We start from the raw sequence: 22,041 nt of genomic DNA, 5'->3' as shown, positions 1-22,041 counted from the left end.
AGCTACAAAACCCCAGCGTCACAATCGCATCATCTTATCTTGACATGCTAATGATAATGATTATCATTTGTTCTTCGTTTAACAAGGAGAGACGATCATGCGATGTGTCATTGATGCCTGGCTGGAACGTAGCGACCCCTTCCTGCGACTGCTGGATGCCGAAACGGGTGAAGAGATCCTGCGTTGCGGTAGCGCCTGGGTTCGGCCCCTGCTGGAGAGCGGCGCCCTGAGCCTGGAGGAGATCCAGGATGAAGGGCTGAGCTATGCCGAACGGCTGGGACTCAATCTTCATCAACCCTCAACCTGCTCCATCTGACCATGTGCGACCTGATTAAAAAACCGTTTAAACCGCCCCGGACCGTCTCGACCCGGCGTCTCAAGCTATGGGAGACAGAGCGGAGATTTCACTGCGCCATCCTGGGTACCTGCCTGAGTCTGGCTGAGCTGCATAAAATCATTCGCCAGACCGGCATCCTGCAGGATCCCAGGCCCAGCGATTATGACGCCCACAACGCCCTGGTCGGATGTGCCGGCCAGGAGTGTCATGCTGCCCGCCATCTGACCCGTTTTCTGGACAAAAAGTATCGTACGCCGATCAATCAACTGGCCAAAGCCGACGCCAAGGAACTGGCCAACTATTGGCAGCAGGCTCTGCGCAGCGGCAATGTGGCCGGCCCCCTCTGGGCCCTGGCGACCCACCCGCACACACCGACCGAACTGCTCCGGCAGGTGTTTGGTGATGTACATATGCTTTCTCACCTCGCCGGGGCATCCAATCGCGCCGACCTGCAGCGGATGACCGCACTGGAAGAAACCGTCACCGAACTGCGGGAAACAGCCGCCCGTAACAAGCGCCAGCATCTGCAGCAGCTGGCGCAACGGGAGGCCGTTATCCAGCAACTGGAGGCGCAACTGCTGAACCGACTCTCCCGTGACAAAGGGACCGCCGAAGCGGGTCGCACCGATCAGGAGGAGCAGCTGGCCGCCAGTCGTCAGGAGCTGAGCCGGGTGGTGCGACAACTGGAACGGACCCGGCGCCGACTCACCACCCTGACTCGGCGCAACGAACAACTGCAGCAGCGACTGGCCAGTATGCGGACCCGGCTCAACAGACTGGAGGATGAGCAGCAGGCCAGTGAGCTGGCCCTGCAACAGCTGCTTAGCAGTGATAATACATCGGAGCAGCCGACCGCTGACCTGAGCGGCAGAAAAATCGTCTATGTGGGAGGACACCCCTCCCTGTCACCTCATTTTCGAGCCCTGGTGGAGAAGTGCCACGGACGATTCGAGCATCACGACGGCGGTGTGGAAGAGAGTCGTGCCAATCTGCACTGCCTGCTAAGCAAGGCAGACATGGTGTTCTGCCCCATCGACTGTATCAGCCACGATGCCTGCCAGAAGGTAAAACGCTTCTGCAAGCGGAACGCCAAAGCCTTCATCCCCCTGCGCAGCTCCGGCCTGTCGGCCTTTGCCAAAGAGCTGTCCCAGATCCCGCACACCCCGAACTGAACCCAACTGAGCAGCAAAACCATGACACCAAATATCGCCTTGAAACTACCCGCCCGCCATGAGCGCCGGCACAACACAGGCAAGCCCTCCGCCGGACTGCTCTGGGCCACCACCCTGACCGCCATCCTGCTGGCCGGGCTGGTGAGTCTGATAGGGCAGTAACCCATATTGGAAGGCCACTTTCTCTATCCATCCAGTCATCCACTACTAGGTGGTACAGATCTTTACAACAGCAACAACCTATCTACACATACTAAGGGGACAACGTGAAAAAGCACTTCTTAAACGCAGCCATTATCTCGCTACTAACCGCCAACAGCGTACAGGCCGATAATCTGGCCGATGCCTTCAGTAACGGTACCGTCAGCGGCGACCTGAATCTGTATTACAAAAATATCGATAGCCGCGTCGGTGCCGACGCCGGCTACAGTACCGGCAACCTGGGGTTGAAGTACGAAACGGCACCTCTGAACGGTCTGCAACTGGGTCTGGCCTTCCGTCACGGCAGCGAAGTAGACGAGGACAACCCGGGGGACTCGGACGAGGGTGTGGGCAGCCTGCTGACTGAAGCCTATATCAGTTACCAGGGCGACGGCTTCGGGGCCGTACTGGGCCGCCAGGCGATCGACCTAGAGTGGATCGGGGATTACCACGAGGCGGTCACCCTGACCAGCGATCTGCTGCCGGCAACCGAACTCACCGTCGGCTACAGCCGCAGTATTGCGGTGGCGGATGAGGATGATCTGCAACACAGCTTCACCGATATCGGCGATGATGGCGCCTGGTTCCTGGACGCCAGTATCAACCCGGCAGAGGGTCTGACACTCAACCCCTACTATATCCATGAGGACGAGGTGTTCGACGGTCTGGGCCTGAAGGCTGACTTTGAACACGCCTCCGGCCTGGGCATGACCGCCCACTACGCCACCTCGGATGTGGATGTGGCCGGAGAGTCTGACGGCGCCATCCTGCACCTGGAACTGCGCGGCACTCTGGGCGGTCTCGCCCTGGCGGCCGGCTATATCGACACCGACGATCAGGGGGGTGTGGGACACCTGGACGACCTGGGTGACAATATCAGCCCGCTGGAGGAGGGCAATCAGGTCTATGGACCCGATGCCCAGACCTGGTACCTGGGCGGTGAATACAGCATCGGCCGGGCAACCATCGGGGCGCTGGTGGGCAATACCGACTATGCCGGTAACAGCGAAGAGCAGGAGATCAACCTGATCCTGGGTTATGACCTGGCTGCTGTGGCCGAGAACCTGAGTGTGAGCCTGGTCTATGCCGACATCGATGCCGAAGCGGGCAACGATGACTATGAGAAGCTCACCCTGATGCTCAGTTACGGATTCTGAACCGTCCTATCGCTGGTCTCAGGACACAGAAAACCCCGGCCGGTTTCCCGGTCGGGGTTTATTTTGCAGGGTACTGACGACAGTCAGATTCAGTCGCTGCCCCAACTTTTTCCTTTCACTCCCGGGCTGTGATAGGCCTGACTCAGACGGTGCACCGCCTCCACCAGTACGCCGGCATGATCCGGGTTCACATCCGGATGGATGCCGTGGCCGAGATTGAACACATGGCCGGGTCCGTGGCCGTAGCTGGCCAACACACTCGCCACCTCTTCCTCGATACGCTTCGGGTCCGCATAAAGAATGCTTGGATCCACATTGCCCTGCAGTGCGACCCGATCCTTGACCTGAATACGGGCATCCGCCAGATCGGTGGTCCAGTCCACACCGAGCGCATCACAACCAGAGCGGGACATGGCGTCCAGCCACTGGCCACCACCTTTGGTAAACAGGATGACCGGCACCTTGCGACCTTCACTCTCACGCACCAACCCTTGGACAATGCGCTCCATATAGGCCAGAGAAAAGAGCTGGTAATCCCGTGGTGTCAATACGCCGCCCCAGGTATCAAACACCATCACCGCCTGGGCACCGGCGGCGATCTGGGCATTCAGATAGCTGATGACCGACTCGGTCACCTTGTCCAACAGGGTGTGCATCAGATCGGGCCGGTCGAACATCATCTCCTTCACCTTGGCGAAGTTCTTGGTGCTGCTGCCCTCCACCATGTAGGTCGCCAGGGTCCAGGGACTGCCGGAAAAGCCAATAAGGGGCACCCGTCCGTCCAGTTCACGACGGATAGTACGCACTGCATCCATAACGTAGCCCAGATCGTCCTCCGGATCGGGCACGCCAAGGGCAGCGACTGCCGCTTCATCCTGTACCGGCCGCTTGAACTTGGGTCCCTCACCCTCGGTGAAATAGAGCCCCAGTCCCATGGCATCCGGAATAGTCAGGATGTCGGAAAACAGGATCGCCGCATCCAACGGAAAGCGCTCCAGGGGTTGCAGGGTCACCTCGCAGGCAAGTTCCGGATTCATACAGAGATCCATGAAACTGCCCGCCCGGCTCCGGGTAGCTCGATATTCCGGCAGATAGCGCCCAGCCTGTCGCATCATCCAGACCGGAGTCATGTCGACGGGTTCACGTAACAGGGCGCGGAGAAATCGATCGTTTTTTAAGCTGGACACAGCGTATATCCTTTGTTGACACCAAGAGACCACCGGCCTGCGTTGCCGGTGAGAGTGCGAGTTTACACCTAAACAGCCCTTGAGACACGGCGCCCTTGGCATGGAATGCCAGCCAGTCCGCCCGGCTGCTACGTGAATCACGCTGGATGGGCGGCCAGCCCGGCACAATCGGTCGGGGAAAGCGTGTTTACCACCTTGGCGGCCTCCGCCACCGTGGAAAATTCCCACAGGCTTTCCGTACCCGATGTTCGGCCCAACGCGGCAAACCAGCCCATAAAAAAGGGTGGCGACCCTCCTGGCCACCACCCTTTTTTTCCAACCGCCTCCGGCGATATCTGGTTAACGGGGAAGTTCGGAACTCCCCATCAGGTACTCATCCACGGCCCGGGCGCATTGACGTCCTTCGCGGATCGCCCAGACCACCAGCGATTGTCCGCGGCGCATGTCGCCAGCGGAGAACACGCCACCAATGGAGGTGCGGTAAGCGTCTGTACCTTCGGTTCCGCCCTTGACGTTACCGCGATCATCCAGCTCCACGCCCAGTTCCGCAAGCATCCCCTCGTGCACCGGATGGACGAAACCCATCGCCAGGGTCACCAGGTCGGCCTTGATTTCAAACTCGGAACCTTCCACTTCGGTCATTTGCCAGCAGCCCGACTCATCCTTGTGCCACTCCACCTTGACGCAGCGAGCCGCCTTTACATTACCATTTCCATCATTCAGAAACTCTTTGGTAGCGACGCTCCACATGCGCTCACAGCCCTCTTCCTGGGACGATGAGGTGCGCATCTTGTTGGGCCAGTAGGGCCAGACCATCAGCTTGTCCTCCTTTTCGGGAGGACGGGGCAGTATTTCGATCTGGGTGACACTGGCAGCACCTTGCCGGTTGGCAGTACCAATGCAATCGGAACCGGTATCACCACCACCGATCACCAGTACATGCCTGCCCTCGGCAGAGATGAAATTCTCACCCACATCATCACCCTGCACCCGGTGGCTGTTCATGCGCAGGTAGTCCATGGCGAAGTGAACACCATCCAGTTCCCGCCCCGGCACCGGCAGATCCCGGGGTTTCTCTGCTCCGCCGGTCAGCACCACCGCGTCAAACTTGTCCACCAGGGTCTTGGCAGAGATATCCACACCAATATGGGTATTGGCGTGGAATTTGACGCCTTCCGTCTGCATCTGTCCCATGCGGCGGTCAATCACTTTCTTGTTCAGTTTGAAATCGGGAATTCCATAACGCAGCAGACCGCCAATCCGGTTCTCTTTCTCAAATACCGAAACCGAGTGGCCGACACGGGCCAACTGCTGGGCACAGGCCAGGCCGGCCGGACCGGACCCGACGATGGCAACCCTTTTACCACTCCGATGGCGGGCGATCTGGGGCTGAATCCAACCCTCTTCCCAGGCCCGTTCAACAATCGCCAGCTCGATACTTTTGATAGTGACCGGTTCATCCATCAGGTTAAGCGTGCACGCCTCCTGGCAGGGGGCCGGGCAGATACGCCCGGTGAACTCGGGAAAGTTATTGGTTGAATGGAGTACTTCAACCGCCGACTTCCAGTCCTTGTGATAAACCAGATCATTCCAGTCGGGGATCAGGTTATCCACCGGACAGCCCTGGTGACAAAAGGGAATACCGCAATCCATGCAGCGCGCACCCTGAATACTCAACTCATCCCTGCTCAGTTCGATGGTGAACTCGTCAAAATGAGTCAACCGGTCTGCGACCGGCGCGTAACTGCGGTCCTGACGTGGATACTCCTTGAAACCTGTTGGCTTACCCATGATTACTGACCCCCCTTGGCAACTTCACTACTACTCGCCTGCGCTGCCTGCATCTCCAGCAGGGCGCGACGATAATCCACCGGCATCACTTTGACGAACTTCGGCAGATACTCACTCCAGTTGTCGAGAATCTTCTTTGCAACTGCGCTGTTGGTGTAATGCAGATGGTTCTCCACCAGCTGCCTGAGTCGGATGGCATCAAACCGGGTCATGTCATGACTCACATCGACACGGCCCTTGGTCTCCAGATCTCCACCCTGATGATCCAGACTCTCCAGGGCATCGTCCTCATCCTTGATCGGCTCAAGTTCCACCATGGAGAGGTTACAGCGCTGTTCGAAGGTACCATCCTCATCCAGCACATAGGCGATACCGCCGGACATACCGGCGGCAAAGTTGCGCCCGGTGGAACCGAGACAGACCACCACACCACCTGTCATGTACTCACAGCCGTGATCACCCACGCCTTCGATGACTGCCGTCGCACCGGAGTTTCTTACTGCAAAACGCTCACCCCCGACGCCCCGGAAATAGCACTCGCCGGCGATCGCTCCATACAACACGGTATTACCGACGATAATGTTCTCTTCCGCCTTGCCGATGGCCGACTCCGCCGGCGGATAGACCACGATACGGCCACCGGAGAGTCCTTTGCCGACATAGTCGTTGCCCTCGCCAGCAAGTTCGATGGTTACGCCCTTCGCCAGCCAGGCACCCAGCGACTGACCCGCTGTGCCCCGTGCTTTGATGTAGATGGTGTCATCCGGCAGACCGGCATGGCCATAGCGCTCAGCAACCCGGCCCGAAAGCATGGTGCCGAATGTGCGATTGTAGTTATGGATGTCGATGTCGATCCTGACCGCTTCACCCTGCTCCAGGGCCGGCTTGGCCAGCTCGATCAGCTGGTGGTCAATTGCCGCATCCAGACCGTGATCCTGCACCTCGTTATTGAAGACAGCCACGCCCTCCTCTGCCACTGGCTTGGCCAGTACGCGGGAGAAGTCGAGCCCCTTCGCTTTCCAGTGATTGACCGCCTTGCGGGTATCCAGTCGATCGCTCTGGCCGATCATCTCGTTGAAGGTGCGGAAGCCCAGTTTCGCCATCAGCTGGCGCACCTCTTCCGCAACGAAGAAGAAGTAGTTGATCACATGTTCCGGTTTACCGGTAAATCGCTTGCGCAACTCCGGGTCCTGGGTGGCGACACCGACCGGGCAGGTGTTCAGATGGCATTTGCGCATCATGATACAGCCCTCAACGATCAGCGGTGCGGTGGCGAAACCGAACTCATCCGCGCCCAGCAGGGCGCCGATCACCACGTCACGCCCGGTGCGCAGACCACCATCCACCTGAACCGATATACGGCCCCGCAGCTTGTTCAGCACCAGGGTCTGATGAGTCTCAGCCAGTCCGATCTCCCAGGACGATCCCGCATGCTTGATGGAGGTGAGGGGCGACGCGCCGGTACCACCGTCATAGCCGGAGATGGTGACATGGTCGGCATGCGCCTTGGAGACGCCAGCGGCCACGGTACCCACGCCGACTTCGGAGACCAGTTTCACTGAAACCCGGGATTTGGGCTGCACATTCTTCAGATCGTGGATCAGCTGGGCCAGATCCTCGATAGAGTAGATATCGTGGTGTGGCGGCGGCGAAATCAGTCCGACGCCCGGGGTGGAGTGACGCACCCGGGCGATCTGGGCATTCACCTTGTGGCCGGGCAACTGACCGCCTTCACCGGGCTTGGCGCCCTGTGCCATCTTGATCTGAATATCGTCCGAGTTGACCAGATACTCGGTGGTCACACCGAACCGGCCGGACGCCACCTGCTTGATGGCAGAGCGCTGCGGATTGGGCGACCCATCGGGCAGTGGATTGAAGCGGCTCGGCTCCTCGCCACCCTCACCCGTATTGGATTTGCCGCCGATAGCATTCATCGCCACTGCCAGGGTGGAGTGCGCCTCGTAGGAGATAGAACCAAACGACATGGCTCCGGTGGCAAATCGTTTTACGATCTCCTTGGCCGGTTCCACCTCTTCCAACGGCACCGGCTCATTTGCCCAGTTGAAATCAAACAGCCCGCGAAACGCCAGAAGGCGTTCATCCTGCTCGTTAATCAAGCGTGAATACTCGGCATACGTTTTGGCATCATTGGCCCGCGCGGCGTGCTGCACCTTGGCGATGGTATCCGGAGTCCAGGCGTGCGCCTCACCCCGCAACCGGAAGGCGTAATCGCCACCCACATCCAGATGGTGGCGATAGATCGGGTTGTTGCCATAGGCATTGGTATGCAGACGTAATGCTTCCTGGGCCACTTCATCCAGTCCGGCACCTTCGATCATGCTGGTGGTGCCGGTGAAGTACTGCTCGATGAAACTGCTTGCAAGACCTACCGCGTCGAAAATCTGCGCACCGCAATAGGATTGATAGGTGGAGATGCCCATCTTGGACATCACCTTTTTCAGACCCTTGCCGATCGCCTTGATGTAACGTTTCTGCGCCTTCTCGAATTCCAACGGCTCAGGCAGAGATGGCAACAGGGATTGGATGGTGTCAAAGGCCACATAGGGGTTGATCGCCTCCGCACCGTAGCCGGCCAGGGTGGCAAAATGGTGCACTTCGAGCGCGGCTCCGGTCTCTACCACCAGACCCGATTCGGTCCGCAGACCTTTGCGAATCAGGTGATGATGTACCGCCGACACCGCCAGCAGTGCCGGTATGGCGGCGTGGTCGGCATCGACGCGCCGATCCGAAAGAATCAGGATATTGTATCCCTCCAACACCGCCTTCTCGGCCGCATGCCCCAGTGCGTCCAGGGCCAGTTTGAGGCCGGGCACACCCTTGGCTGCCTCGAAACAGATACTCAGGGTACGGGTACGGAAGGCACCACCGGTGTTATCTTCAATATTACGAATCCGCTCCAGGTCACTGTTGGTCAATATGGGCTGGTGCACTTCCAGCCGCATGGCGGGTTCGCTCTGGCCGATGCCTAGCAGATTGGGCCGGGGACCGATCAGAGACACCAGTGACATGACAATCTCTTCCCGGATCGGATCGATGGGCGGATTGGTCACCTGGGCAAAATTCTGCTTGAAGTAGGTCGACAGATGCCGGGGCCGGTTGGAAAGCACCGAGGGCGGATTATCCGCGCCCATGGAGCCGGTCGCCTCCTGGCCGGTCAACACCATCGGTGTCAACAGGAACTTGATATCCTCCTGGGTATAGCCGAACGCCTGCTGGGTATCCAGCAGGGTCTCGGGATCCGGTGACATGGCCCCCACCACCTCCGGCAGGTGATCCAGGTGAATCTGGGTCTGATCAAGCCACTCCTGGTAGGGGTGTTCCGTTGAGAGCTGCTGCTTGATCTCCGCATCATCAATGATGCGCCCCTCTTCCAGGTCGATCAGGAACATCTTGCCCGGCTGCAGACGCCACTTCTTGATAATGCGCTCTTCCGGAATATCCAGCACCCCCATTTCGGAGGCCATCATCACCATATCATCATCGGTGATCAGGTAACGGGCCGGACGCAGACCGTTACGGTCCAGGGTGGCACCAATCTGGCGGCCATCTGTGAAGGCAACCGCTGCCGGACCATCCCAGGGTTCCATCAGAGCGGCATGGTATTCATAGAAAGCGCGGCGGGAGTCATCCATCAGCGGATTACCCGACCAGGCTTCCGGGATCAGCATCATCATGGCGTGTGCCAGGGAGTAACCACCCTGCACCAGCAGTTCCAGTGCGTTATCAAATGAGGCCGAATCTGACTGCCCTTCCGGGATAAGTGGCCACACCTTGGCCAGATCCTCACCCAGGATCTTGGACGCCATGGAGTGCTTACGCGCAGCCATCCAGTTGACATTGCCCCGCAGGGTGTTGATTTCGCCATTGTGGGCGATCATGCGGAACGGGTGGGCCAGGTCCCAGGTCGGGAAGGTATTGGTGGAGAAGCGCTGATGCACCAGTGCCAGCGCTGACACCATGCGCTCATCCTTCAGGTCTGGATAGTATTCACCCACCTGATCGGAGAGCAGCATGCCCTTGTAGGTGATGGTGCGGGAAGAGAACGAAGTGAAGTAAAACGACTCCCCCTTCTGCAGGCCCGCCTCACGGATCACCTTCTCGATCTGCTTGCGAATCACGAACAGCTTGCGTTCAAATGCCGTCTGATCGGGGCAGTTATCACCACGTTGGATAAATAACTGCTTAATATAAGGTTCGGTTGGCTTGACGCTATAGCCCAATCCCTGGTTGTCCACCGGCACATCGCGCCAGCCGATAATCACCTGCCCCTCTTCCTCGACAAAACGACTGACCGTGCCCTCAGCCTGTTCCCTGGCTGCTTCGTCGCGAGGCAAAAACAGCATGCCGATTGCGTATTCGCCCGGTTCCGGCAGATCGAAATCGACTACTTCCCGGAAAAAGGTGTCGGGAATCTGAATCAGGATACCAGCGCCGTCACCAGCACGGGGGTCGGCACCAACCGCACCTCGGTGAGTGAGCCGTTCAAGGATCTCCAGCCCCTGCTCAACAATGGTGCGGCTCTTGCGGCCCTTGATATTGGCGACAAAACCGACGCCACAGGCATCGTGTTCGTTACGGGGATCATACAGTCCCTGCTTCGTTGGCAAACCGCCTAGACCCATCTTAAACCTCATCTTATCGGGGCAGAATACCGCAAAATAACTGCTCTCTACCCGTTGTAAACATGGACGCAAGCCCAATAACACAGACCCCAGGGTTCGTCCAAACTGGCTGAAAAATACCCACTATAGGAAATTCCGGCCGGAAAGAACTCTCCAGCATAATGGAAAACGCTGCTTCAAGCCAGTATTTTGCCAGTCAGCTTTAATTCCCCCTGCCGGGAAGGAGCGTACGGGGATGCCCTATCCGTTACTGACTTATGGCAGCCTGGATAGAGGCATAGGTGCGCGGCCAAGGCTCGCTCTTGCGCAGCGCGGTCGGCAATGAGTCACGACCCTTTATTGCCGCGACCCGATCCGGATAGACGCCATAAATAACCGAAAACCACGGCTGACCTGCCCGGATTGTCTTGAAGTAAGTGGCTTGCCCCGTCAGCTGGTGCCGACTGATGAAACGCTTGGCCGCCGCGACATCTTGCACACCAACCAGTTGCAGTGTGTACGCCTCTGGTCTCTGGGTCAATATCCATTTTTCGTCCTTGATGGGTTCGGACCCGACCACGGGCTGCCCAGGCGCCAACTTCTTGGGCGCTTCGTTCTGCTGCTGTGAAACTTGTGGCTGATCTTGCAACCCCTTCTCCCCATCATCAGGCGACGCAACAGCCATGCTGTCTGCTGCTTGATTCCCGGCGCTTTCCGTCTCTCCAACAACAGCGGCATCGTCCTTGCTGGTTGGTTGCACCGACAGGTCCGGGGCATACACGCCTTCTAACCCGGTATCCGCCCCAGCCACCGGGTCTGCGGGTGGCTGGTCCGGTTCAGCCTGACTGGATTCCGGCTCATTTTCCGGCGTGGGATTGGGCGGTAGCGGCAAGGGTGTGGCTTGGCGCCTCTCCGGTAAATCCACACTGGGTACGGCGGTCATCCCGACAGGCCGGTCATCTTCAAACAGAGAGCTCTGCTCCACTGGAGCCGGCCCGGTATCCGGCGACTGGTTACTGGCCAACGCGGGGAGTTTCAGCGGACGCAGGCCATCTGTTCGGACATTGGACGATTCATCCACTATCGGCGTTGGGCCATTCTGGCCAAACAGCTGGTTTATTTCATCCTGGTAGACCAGCGTCAGTATCAGTAACAGACCCAACAAGGGGGCACCGACCAAAACGGCCAGCGGGAGATCAGTCAGCACGGTGCGAATATCAAATGATCGTTTTCCAGCGGGATCTACAGGAACGGAACTGGTCGATTCTGGCGCATCGGCAAAAACCGTATGCAGTTGTGCCTCAAGCAGCCCAGGTACGCCGGCTGATTCCCGGATTATCCGTTCGAGCCGACCAGCCGCCAACTTCAATTCCCGCTGCTTACCTTCGCCGGCCAGCTGAAATTCCATAAATGCCTGCGCCTGATCCCTGTCAAACAGAGGCATATCAAGGGACTGGATAATCTGCAGATTCATCGCTTGAACCTGCGGCATCTGTAGATGGTTATTGATATCGGGAGAAGCAAACAGCACGACCCGAATCAATGCCCGACTTCCGGGACGACGCTCGAACAACCGGAACAGAGCGATCAGGGTAGCAACGGGCAACAGATGGGCATCATCTACAACGATTACAGGTAACCGTCCTGCCGCATGCAGCATTTCAAAACGCTTCAGCAATCCATTGATATTCGCGGTGGTAGGGTCGATTAGACCAAATCGGCGAAACAGCAGGGAGTAGAACTGATCAGGTTGCAGCATGGGGTCCGCTGTCAAACAACTCACCATCCATTCATCACGGGCCAGAATGCGATATTGCTGCAACAGGGTACTCTTTCCGGCACCCTCCACACCCTTGATCAAGAGGATTTTTTCGCTGTTATCGGTGAGATGTCGCAGCAGATCCAGGCGCTGTCTGAGTTCAGGTGTGGAAAAAAAGGTCGAAGTCACTTGCGAGGCGGGATCAGCGCCATGCGGATGAAATAGTGCGGCACGCTCTTCGGCGTCAGCCGGAAGCTCTTCCATACTCATTCAGAGTTACCTGCAATAGATTCGCATCAAAATCGTCAGTGACTGTCGCATAGCCCAACCGCTGCATCAGAACCAGGCGTATTTTCCGGGCCAGCACTTTTTTATCCACCGACATGATCTGAAGAAACTGTTCAGCACCTATCTCCTCTGGTGGGAGGATAGGAAGGCCAGCCCGGGCGACCAGAGCCTCGACCCGTGCTTGATCCGCCTCACTAATCCAACCCAGTCGGCGGGACAGATCGGCCGCCATACAGATGCCTGCGCCGACCGCCTCACCGTGTAGCCATTCACCATATCCCATACCGTTTTCGATGGCATGCCCAAAGGTGTGTCCCAGGTTGAGCAGGGCGCGATTACCCGCCTCCCGCTCATCAGCCGCAACTACGTCTGCCTTGTCCTGACAGGATCGTTCAATGGCATAGGCAAGTAGTTCCCGGTCACGGGCCATCAGCCCATCCATATTTTTTTCCAACCAGACGAAAAACTCCGGGTCGCCGATCAAACCGTACTTGATCACCTCTGCCAGCCCGGCGGAGAGTTGTCGGTCATCCAGGGTCGACAGGGTCTGAATATCAGCAATAACGCACTGGGGCTGATAAAAGGCGCCGATCATATTTTTACCCAACGGATGGTTAACGCCAGTTTTTCCTCCCACTGACGAATCCACTTGAGCCAGAAGGGTAGTAGGCACCTGTATAAAATAGACGCCACGCTGATAACAGGCGGCTGCAAATCCAGCCATATCACCCACTACGCCCCCACCAAGACCAACCACCGTGCAGTGTCGGTCGAAGCGATTTTCCAGTAGCGAATCAATGATCTGCTGCCACACTTCCAGCGTTTTATACTGCTCACCATCGGGCAGTATGACGGTCTCAACCTGATAATCCTGGAGCGCTGATTTAACCTTGTCCAGATAGAGTGGAGCTACCGTGGAGTTGCTGACCACCAGCACTTGCTGCCCATGGATATGGGGACGATATATGGCGCTATCTCCAACGAGATCTGAACCAATGTAGATAGGGTATGATCGCTCTGCAAGATCTACTTTCAGGATACTGGTTGGATTATTCATTGACTAACTGTTTCTTCCATCTCTTACAGAATCGCCTGCAATGGTAATACCCGACAGCGGGCAATCAGGCAAACAGCCCTAACATGACAGGACCATAGGCCTCATAACATTCCTATTAATCGCTTACCGGTTAACCAGGTTGGCGAACACGTTTCCGGATGATTCCGGGCAGACAGGCGTGTGGCCGGTTATGCATGTGCAACAATCGCCCACGATCAATCGGATCTGAGTTTTTTGACAATTTCATTGGCCACGGCCGATGCACTGCGCTTCTCTGAAGTAATGACGATATCGGCCGTCTCCCGGTATAACGGGTCCCGTTCTGCCATCAAAGCCTGTAGGGTACCTAATGGATCCGCGGTCTGCAGCAGTGGTCGGTTACGATCCCGTAATGTACGCTCATACTGCTGCTCAGGGCTACAGTAAAGATAGACGACGAAACCGCGGCTACTCAGGTTGCGCCGATTTTCCGAATTCAGGATAGACCCTCCTCCGGTTGCCAATACCAGACTGCCACGCTGGGTCAGCTCATCAATGACGGCACTCTCCCGCCGACGGAATCCCTCTTCGCCCTCGTAGTCAAAGATAGTTGGGATATCAACACCGGTTCGACGCTGTATCTCATGATCCGTGTCATCAAATTCAAGACCCAGCAACGATGCGACCTGGCGCCCAATAGTGCTTTTTCCTGCCCCCATGGGCCCGATCAGAAAAATGTTGTTAGGTTGATTCATAGAGCGCCAGGTATGACAGATTTTCCATCGACAGACAATTAGAAAAAGGGCAATTCAGCCATATTAGCCCATATTATAGCCACCAGGGCCGCTCTTGGAGCTGAATATTTAGGACCCAAACTAAGAAGGGTCTATCCAAGACAGACCCTTCCCGGTTCAACCAACTGCCCTGCGTATCAACGGGCGGCGGAGAGCGTATCCTTGAGGATTTTCGGGGTTACGAAAATCAACAACTCCTTGTTGTTGTCTGTGCGTAACTCCTGCTTAAACATGAAGCCGACATAGGGTAGATCTCCGAAGAACGGTATGCGCTCACTACCCACCGTCTCCTCGCGCTCGAATACGCCACCCAGCACCACGGTCTCACCATTTTCCACTAATACAGAGGTCTCAATGGAGCGGGTATCTAACGGCGGCACACCCAGTATCGAGCGAGTGAAGTCGGCATTATCCTTGTTGATACTCAGATCCATGATCACCCGGTCATCCGGAGTGATGTGGGGCGTTACTTCCAGCTTCAGGACCGCCTCTTTAAAGGACACGGAAGTAGCACCACTGGAGCTGGCCTCCTGGTAGGGGATCTCCACACCCTGCTTGATCACGGCGGTACTCTGATCCGAGGTCACTACCCGAGGACTGGATACAATCTCACCCTTGCCCTCCTGCTGCATGGCCGACAGTTCCAGCTGTAGCAAGTAAGAACCAATCTTGCCGGCGATGAAGTTCAAGGCGCCACCTCGATCGGTGCTCAACGTCTGGGGCAGATTTACTAACAGCCCCTCCATGCCATCTCCGGCAGGAGACTCCAGAGAGCCTTCGTGTAGCCCGGCAGTATTGCCGATATAGCCCTCTTCTGTACCGTTGATAGCAAGGAAATTACCATCCTGCTTCAATTGAGTACTGAGGCCGAAGCGAACACCGATATCCCGGGCAAAGTCATCATTGGCAATAACAACCCTGGACTCGATCAGCACCTGTCGTACTGCAATATCCAGTCGGTTGATCAGTCGACGGATATCATCCAGCTTGGCCGCTGTATCACGCACCAGCAGGGTGTTGGTCCGCTCATCATAGGTGACATTACCCCGTTCCGGCGTCAGCAGCTGGTTGCCTTCCGCTTTCAGCAGTTTCTGAATATCTTCCGCCTTAGCGTAATTGAGCTGAATATATTCTGAAAACAGCGGTGCCAGCTCCTCGATCTGCCGCTGGGACTCCAGTTCCAGCTTCTCCCGGGCTGCGATCTCCTCGGTCGGCGCAATCAGCAACACATTGCCATTCTGACGCATTGAGAGACCACGGGTCTTCATGATAATGCTCAGCGCCTGATCCCAAGGGACATTCTTCAGCCGCAGTGTAATGTTGCCAGTCACCGTGTCTGACGTCACCAGGTTCAGACCGGTAAAGTCCGCCAGCAACTGCAACACGGCACGCACCTCAATATCCTGGAAATTAAGTGACAAGCGCTCACCGGTGAAAGTCTCCTTGCGACGCTGTATCTCCTCTCTTTCCTCTTTAGTCAGAGCACGGAACTCCACCGTAAAGAGGTCGTTTGCCTGGTAGGCAAGATGTTCATACTCACCCTTGGTGGTTATCTCAATATGGACGTTGTCACCCTGGCTGGTAACTTCGAACTGCTTTACCGGAGTGGCAAAATCGCCCACATCGAACTTACGCATCAGGTTTTCCGGCAACGAGGTATCCAGAATATCCAGTACCACTCGCCCACCTTCCTCACGCAGGTCCACTGCCGCTGCCGGATTACCCAAGGTCAGAATCACCTGTCCTTCACCGCCATCACCCCGCCGAAAATCCACATTACGTAGACTGTCTGTAGACCCTTCGCCACCACCGGTGGCCCTGGCTACAGTACTGGCCATGGATCCACCGGAAGCGCTGCTCGACGCAACAGCAGCGCCACCTTTTATGGTGATTTCAAGCTGATTTCCATTAACCGCCACATCGTGACCAGTAGCCTCTATCAGATTGACTACCACCCGGGTACGATCCCCAGCTTCGATGGCGGTCACACTGCGCGCCATACCGATTCCGATCGCCTGGGTCTTTTTATCCAGACCATTCGACATACCGAAAAAATCCAACGCGATGCGCGCTGGGTTATCAGTAGTAAACATCTGCGGCTTCTCAATGGGCCCATCCGCCCGGAGGGTGATGACAACATCATCACCCGGCAATGCGGAGAAGGTCAGTTCCTTCAACGTATTTTCAGCCGCCTGAACGGAAGTTAAGAAGGTGGCGAACAGGAGAAAAACAGCCCAGAACATCCGCAGGGGATTCATTGAACCGCGCATAGTGCCCTCAGCATGGGTCCACCGTTTAAAATTAAGTGGTTTAGTATTCATCAACATAGCCCTGTTATTCTCCTGCCAATGCCAGCGAGGCCTGCCGCTCGCGGTAGCCGCCCTGACCGTCCGGAATAATCTCCGTCAAGTCCACCTGGTTCTCAGTAATCTGGGTAATCTGTCCATAGTTGGAACCGAGATAATTGCCCGTTTTTACCCGGTGAATCGTCTTCTCTTGTGTCTGTATCAACGCCCAGGTGACACCCATCTGCTCAAGCAGCCCAACCATCCGCAGCGAATCAAGTGGATAACTCTCCAACTCCTCCTTGGGACGGTTAAAATCGGGCTGCAGACCATTTGAGGCCACCTGCCCCATCGTCTCCTCACCCTGATCCTGGGATTCAAACGGGCTACGCCGCCCATCACTAATATAGGTGAAGGTTTCTATGGGTTTAATCTCAGGCAACGGCTCGATATGCCCAGCCTTTCTCGACTTAACCTCATCCACGTAGCTTTTCAGATCATGCATACTTCGATCTGCACAGGCGGACAACAACAATACCGACATCAGCGGTACGATCAGACGAATGATCTTTTTATACAGCATCAATTCGCCTCCTCTTCCAAATATCGATAAGTCTTTGCGGTTGCGGACATCTCCAACTCACCATCCTCACGGGGGGTAACCGATACATCGTGTATGGTGACAATGCGCGGCAACGCGGCCAGGCCGCTGATAAAATTGCCCAGCTCGTGATAATCACCAAACACCCGTAACTGAATAGGAAGTTCAGCATAAAACTCCCGTGGCACCTCTTCCTGTGGCTCAAACAGTTCAAATTCCAACCCGGAAGCCAAACCGGTTTGCGACACATCGACCAACAGGTCAGCAACTTCGGTCTTGTTCGGCAACTGCCGCAGCATGGCGCCAAAGGACTGTTTCATCTCCTCCAGCTGCTTTTTGTACTTCTCAAGGTTTACCGCTTTGGCCTGTTTGCTTTCAAACTCTGTCCGCAGCGCCAGCTCCTTCTTCTCTGCCGTCTCCAGATTGAGCAGCTGATCTTCCGTATTGAAATAGTACCAACCAACAGCAACCGCAACGCAGAGCAGCAGGATCACCAATCCCTTTACTGGTGTCGGCCAGTTCCCGATATTATTTAGGTCAAGCTCGTTCAACTCTTGAAGGTTCATTCCTGACCCTCCTTGTCCTTGTTGGGATCAATCTGTTTCGCCATCAAAGTGAACGTACCCTTCGAGTTATCGGTGCTCTCGATCACCTTTAGCGATGGATCTCCCATCCACTCGGATGCATCGATGTTACGCATGTAGGCGGAGACCCGGGCATTGGATTCAGCCACCCCATCCATGGTCACCCCATTACCTTTCTGCTCAAGCTTGGTGAGGTAAGTACCATCCGGGATGGTCGATACCAGCTCATCAAACAGATGGACAATCTGCGGCCGACTGCCCTGCAGTGACTGAATGACGTTCATACGGGCAATCAGTTGGGCCTTCTGCTTCTCCAGATCTTTAATCTCTTTGATCTTCTTATCAACAATCGCGATCTCTTGTCCCAGATAGCTGTTGCGAGCCTCCTGATGACTGATCATATCTTCGATGAAAAAATGCACACCACCAGCGGCAGCACCGGTCAGAATCAGTGCAAGCAGCACCGACATGCCAAAATCCTTTTGGCGTTTTTTTCTGAGATTTTCCCGCCAGGGAAGTAGATTAATATGAGCCATATCAGTCGAAACTCCTTAATGCGAGTCCGCAAGCAATCATCAGCGATGGCGCATCGTTACTTAAACCCTGGGGCTTAACGTTGGATGAAACAGACATGTTTGCAAAGGGATTGGCAACAATTGTCGGAGTACCGATCTTCTCCTCTATCAATTCATCCACTCCCGGTATCGATGAACTACCGCCTGCGAGGACGATATAGTCAACACTGTTGTAGGCACTTGAAGAGAAGAAGAACTGCAATGAGCGGCTGACCTGTTGCCCCATAGCCTCTTTAAAAGGCTCCAACACCTCGGGCACATAATTATCCGGAAGTCCGCCTTGCCGCTTGGCCATCCCAGCCTCTTCGTGGGAAAGCCCATACCGGCGTTGAATCTCCTCGGTTAACTGACGACCGCCAAAATTCTGTTCCCTTGTATAGATAATCTTGCCATTGCGCAGAACATTCAGGGTAGTGGTCGTGGCACCTATGTCCGCAATTGCTACTGTCTGATCATCGCCGCCATCCGGCAGTTGATCCGCGATCTGGGTAAAGGCGTTCTCCATGGCGTAGGCTTCCACATCCACTACACTTGCTGTCAGCCCGGCAATCTCTAGTGCAGCCACCCGATCATCAACATTTTCACTTCGGGAGGCCGCCAGCAACACATCCATCATTTCCGGATTCTTTTCCGATGAGCCGAGTATCTCAAAATCGAGATTCACCTCCTCAAGTGGATAGGGGATGTACTGATCGGCCTCAAGTTGAATCTGGCTCTCCATCTCCGAATCGGAGAGTGAGGCCGGCATAGTGATGATCTTGGTGATCACTGCGGAACCGGATACCGCCACAGCCGCCTGGCGCGCCTTACTGCCGGAGCGCCTAACCACATTGTGGATCGCTTGCCCGACAGCATCCACATCGGCGATATTTTTCTCGACCACCGCATTGGCCGGCAAGGGCTCTACAGCGTAGGCCTCCACACGGTACCGTGCACCCGATCTACCTGAGGACTTACTCAATTCAAGCAATTTTACTGCCGTCGAACTGATATCCAGCCCAAGCATTGCCTGCTTCTTGGATCCGAAAAAAGGGACCATCGCGTTTCCTTTCTCGCAATTATATTATGGCTTTACGGAGAACTTTTAGGTTTTCCTTTAATTAGAATAGTTAACTATATAGCAGCAAATGATTTTCTTGTGAAGTATTTTTTCTCTGAGACTGTCACAACAACACATTTTTGTTAAAATAGCCACATATCCCGGTCAATATTATTCTGGATCCCCATCAATCCTCAATCCGTGAACTGGCTCATGAAGTGGTTAATGAAACTAATCAGGCTCTTCCTTTGGCTCGGCCTACTGGGATCCGTCGCCGGCGCTATCACCGTAGCGTCACTCTACTATTACCTGGAGCCGACTCTCCCTTCCATTGAGAACCTGAAGAGTGTCAAATTCCAGGTTCCACTGCGCGTCTACTCCCACGACAACAAGCTAATCGCCGAGTTTGGCGAAATGCGCCGCATTCCCCTGGAGTATGATGCCATACCAGAGCCCATGATTCAGGCATTTTTAGCCGCCGAGGATGATCGCTTTTTTGAGCACCCGGGTGTGGATTACCGAGGCCTCATGCGGGCCGCCTATCAATTGCTGCTCACGGGGGAACGCCGTCAGGGCGGCAGTACGATCACCATGCAGGTGGCACGAAACTTCTTTCTTTCCAGCGAAAAGACCTTTACGCGCAAGTTCAGCGAGATATTCCTCTCACTCAGGATCGAGCATGAACTGACTAAACACGAGATTCTGGAACTCTATCTGAATAAGATCTATATGGGCAACCGGGCCTACGGGGTCGGCGCTGCCGCCATGGTCTACTACGGCAAATCGGTTGATCAGCTGACACTGCCCCAGGTGGCGATGATCGCCGGTCTGCCCAAAGCACCCTCCCGGTATAATCCATTGGCAGACCCCGAGCGGGCGCTGGAGCGACGCGACTATGTGCTTGGTCGGATGGCCAAACTCGGCTTCATCACCGATCAGGAGAGGGAAGAGGCCAAGGCAACCCCGGTGACCGCTTCCCTGCATACTGCCCAGACCGAAGCCGATGCCCCCTATATCGCCGAGATGGTCCGGGCGGAAATGTTTGAGCGTTATGGCAACGAAGCCTATACCACCGGCTTTAATGTCTACACGACGATTGACAGCCATTTGCAATCGGCTGCCAAACGGGCCGTCAGGAATAACTTGCAGGCGTACGATCTTCGGCACGGCTATCGGGGCGCCGAACAACACTTCGATCTTTCCGGAGACGAGACAACCGATGAGTTGGATGCACTGCTCCGGGATCACCGTATTGTGGGCGATCTGATGCCTGCTATCGTCACCGGTATCGACGAGAAGAGCGCCACGCTCTATCTTGGCGAAGGACGTTATGAAACCCTTCCCTGGGAAGGCTTGTCCTGGGCCAGACGGTTCGTAAACGAAAACCGGGTAGGCGCAAAACCCAAGAAGACCGATGAAATCATCACACCGGGGGACTTGGTGCGGGTATTGACAACGGAAACTGACAGTGGGCCCGGTTTACGGCTAGCCCAGATACCGGCTGCTGAAAGCGCCTTTGTGTCGCTGAATCCAGATAATGGTGCCATTCAGACGCTGGTCGGGGGTTACGATTTTTACCACAGTAAATTCAACCGGGTCACACAGGCGCTGCGCCAGCCCGGCTCTGGCTTCAAACCCATCATCTACTCGGCCGCCCTGGAGGCGGGCTTCACCGCTGCCAGCCTGATTAACGACGCGCCGGTAGTGTTTGACGACCCCAGCCTGGAGGGCGCCTGGCGACCGGAGAACTACAGCGGCAAGTTCTTTGGCCCCACCCGGCTGCGGTATGCACTAACCAAATCACGTAACCTGGTCTCCATCCGCCTGTTACGCTCCATGGGTATTGAACACGCCCTGGAGCACGCCGGAAAATTCGGCTTCAACCCGGACGACCTACCCCACAATCTTTCGCTGGCACTGGGCAGCGCCGCCGTCACCCCTCTGCAGATGGCCGCGGCCTACGCCATTCTGGCCAATGGTGGCTACAAAGTGGAGCCTTACTTTATTGAACGTATTGAGAGAGATAACGGGGAACTGCTGTTTCAGGCCACTCCGGCCACTGTTTGTGAAGCATGTGAAGAGTCCGAGTCAACTGAACTACCAATTGCACCAAGGGTTATCTCGCCACAAAATCACTATTTGATGAACTCGATGATGCGCGACGTTATTACCCGCGGTACCGGAATCAAGGCCCGCTCGCTGGGCCGCAGGGATCTGGCAGGCAAAACCGGCACCACCAATGACCAACGTGACGCCTGGTTTGATGGTTTTAACCGCTCCCTGGTCGCCATTACCTGGGTCGGGTTCGATTCAGCCAAACCGCTCGGTCGGGGCGAAGTGGGAGGACGTGCTGCGTTACCTGCCTGGATCGAATTCATGCAAACCGCCCTGAAGGACATCCCGGAACAACCACTAAAAGTGCCCACCGGCATGGTCACGGTACGCATCGATCCGCGCACAGGCATGCGCGCCAGCGTTGACCAAAAAGACGCTATCTTTGAGGTGTTCCGCAGCGAAAACGCCCCCAAGGAACTCCCCAGGGACAACAGAACCAATCCCGGCCCAGGCGCACCTTCCAAGGATGCTGCCAATGAGGAGCAGATTTTTTAACCA

16 protein-coding genes are annotated in these 22,041 nt (G+C 56.0%); 5 read left to right on the top strand and 11 right to left on the bottom strand.

The features are described from left to right. Positions 1-97: 97 nt before the first annotated feature. From AAY24_RS13420 to AAY24_RS13410, 4 genes are all read left to right on the top strand, one after another. Positions 98-316 (top strand): hypothetical protein, encoded by a 219-nt coding sequence (locus AAY24_RS13420; protein WP_046860123.1) that lies wholly within the window; start codon positions 98-100, stop codon positions 314-316. 2 nt (positions 317-318) lie between these two features. Beyond that, complete coding sequence (locus tag AAY24_RS13415) at positions 319-1,509, top strand: DUF2325 domain-containing protein (RefSeq protein ID WP_046860122.1); 1,191 nt, start codon at positions 319-321, stop codon at positions 1,507-1,509. A gap of 21 nt (positions 1,510-1,530) precedes the next feature. Next, positions 1,531-1,671 carry a hypothetical protein gene (locus AAY24_RS19245; RefSeq protein ID WP_199930381.1) on the top strand — a complete coding sequence of 47 codons (141 nt, stop codon included), beginning with the start codon at positions 1,531-1,533 and terminating at the stop codon, positions 1,669-1,671. Between the two features lie 104 nt (positions 1,672-1,775). Then, a complete protein-coding gene (locus AAY24_RS13410) occupies positions 1,776-2,867 on the top strand; it encodes an Opr family porin (RefSeq protein ID WP_046860121.1) in 1,092 nt (363 codons plus the stop codon). Positions 2,868-2,956: 89 nt separating this feature from the next. Here AAY24_RS13410 and hemE read toward each other — a convergent pair whose 3' ends face one another. From hemE to AAY24_RS13355, 11 genes are all read right to left on the bottom strand, one after another. Next, complete coding sequence (gene hemE, locus AAY24_RS13405; RefSeq protein WP_046860120.1) at positions 2,957-4,054, bottom strand: uroporphyrinogen decarboxylase; 1,098 nt, start codon at positions 4,052-4,054, stop codon at positions 2,957-2,959. A 339-nt stretch (positions 4,055-4,393) separates the two neighbouring features. Further along, a complete protein-coding gene (locus AAY24_RS13400; protein WP_046860119.1) occupies positions 4,394-5,845 on the bottom strand; it encodes a glutamate synthase subunit beta in 1,452 nt (483 codons plus the stop codon). A gap of 2 nt (positions 5,846-5,847) precedes the next feature. Further along, positions 5,848-10,488: a glutamate synthase large subunit gene (gene gltB / locus AAY24_RS13395; protein WP_046860118.1), complete on the bottom strand. Its 4,641-nt coding sequence runs from the start codon at positions 10,486-10,488 to the stop codon at positions 5,848-5,850. A 247-nt stretch (positions 10,489-10,735) separates the two neighbouring features. Further along, positions 10,736-12,496, bottom strand: a complete 1,761-nt coding sequence (locus AAY24_RS13390) for an SPOR domain-containing protein (protein WP_046860117.1) — start codon at positions 12,494-12,496, stop codon at positions 10,736-10,738. Next, entirely contained in the window at positions 12,471-13,571 is a 1,101-nt protein-coding gene (gene aroB, locus AAY24_RS13385) for a 3-dehydroquinate synthase (RefSeq protein WP_046860116.1), read from the bottom strand. The genes AAY24_RS13390 and aroB overlap by 26 nt, the downstream gene beginning before the upstream one ends. 215 nt (positions 13,572-13,786) lie before the next feature. After that, positions 13,787-14,305, bottom strand: a complete 519-nt coding sequence (gene aroK, locus AAY24_RS13380; RefSeq protein WP_046860115.1) for a shikimate kinase AroK — start codon at positions 14,303-14,305, stop codon at positions 13,787-13,789. A gap of 176 nt (positions 14,306-14,481) precedes the next feature. Beyond that, positions 14,482-16,614, bottom strand: a complete 2,133-nt coding sequence (pilQ, locus tag AAY24_RS13375) for a type IV pilus secretin PilQ (RefSeq protein WP_046861309.1) — start codon at positions 16,612-16,614, stop codon at positions 14,482-14,484. 64 nt (positions 16,615-16,678) lie between these two features. Then, on the bottom strand, positions 16,679-17,212 hold the full coding sequence (locus AAY24_RS13370) for a pilus assembly protein PilP (protein ID WP_046860114.1): 534 nt from the start codon (positions 17,210-17,212) through the stop codon (positions 16,679-16,681). Next, positions 17,212-17,796: a type IV pilus inner membrane component PilO gene (locus tag AAY24_RS13365; protein ID WP_046860113.1), complete on the bottom strand. Its 585-nt coding sequence runs from the start codon at positions 17,794-17,796 to the stop codon at positions 17,212-17,214. The genes AAY24_RS13370 and AAY24_RS13365 overlap by 1 nt, the downstream gene beginning before the upstream one ends. Then, positions 17,793-18,284, bottom strand: coding sequence for a PilN domain-containing protein (locus AAY24_RS13360; protein ID WP_234422177.1), 492 nt, complete (start codon positions 18,282-18,284; stop codon positions 17,793-17,795). Before AAY24_RS13360 ends, AAY24_RS13365 begins: the two co-directional genes overlap by 4 nt. A gap of 67 nt (positions 18,285-18,351) precedes the next feature. Beyond that, the gene (locus tag AAY24_RS13355) at positions 18,352-19,428 is read right to left on the bottom strand and encodes a pilus assembly protein PilM (protein ID WP_046860111.1); all 1,077 of its coding nucleotides are present in this window, start codon (positions 19,426-19,428) and stop codon (positions 18,352-18,354) included. A gap of 225 nt (positions 19,429-19,653) precedes the next feature. On the opposite strand from AAY24_RS13355, the gene AAY24_RS13350 reads away from it, so the two are divergent. After that, the gene (locus AAY24_RS13350; protein ID WP_234422176.1) at positions 19,654-22,038 is read left to right on the top strand and encodes a penicillin-binding protein 1A; all 2,385 of its coding nucleotides are present in this window, start codon (positions 19,654-19,656) and stop codon (positions 22,036-22,038) included. Positions 22,039-22,041: the final 3 nt, after the last annotated feature.

Origin of the sequence: Sedimenticola thiotaurini (assembly GCF_001007875.1) — a bacterium.
Taxonomy (GTDB): domain Bacteria; phylum Pseudomonadota; class Gammaproteobacteria; order Chromatiales; family Chromatiaceae; genus Sedimenticola; species Sedimenticola thiotaurini.
The sequence above is the reverse complement of the archived record's forward strand: the minus strand, read 5'-3'. Positions and strand labels throughout refer to the sequence as shown.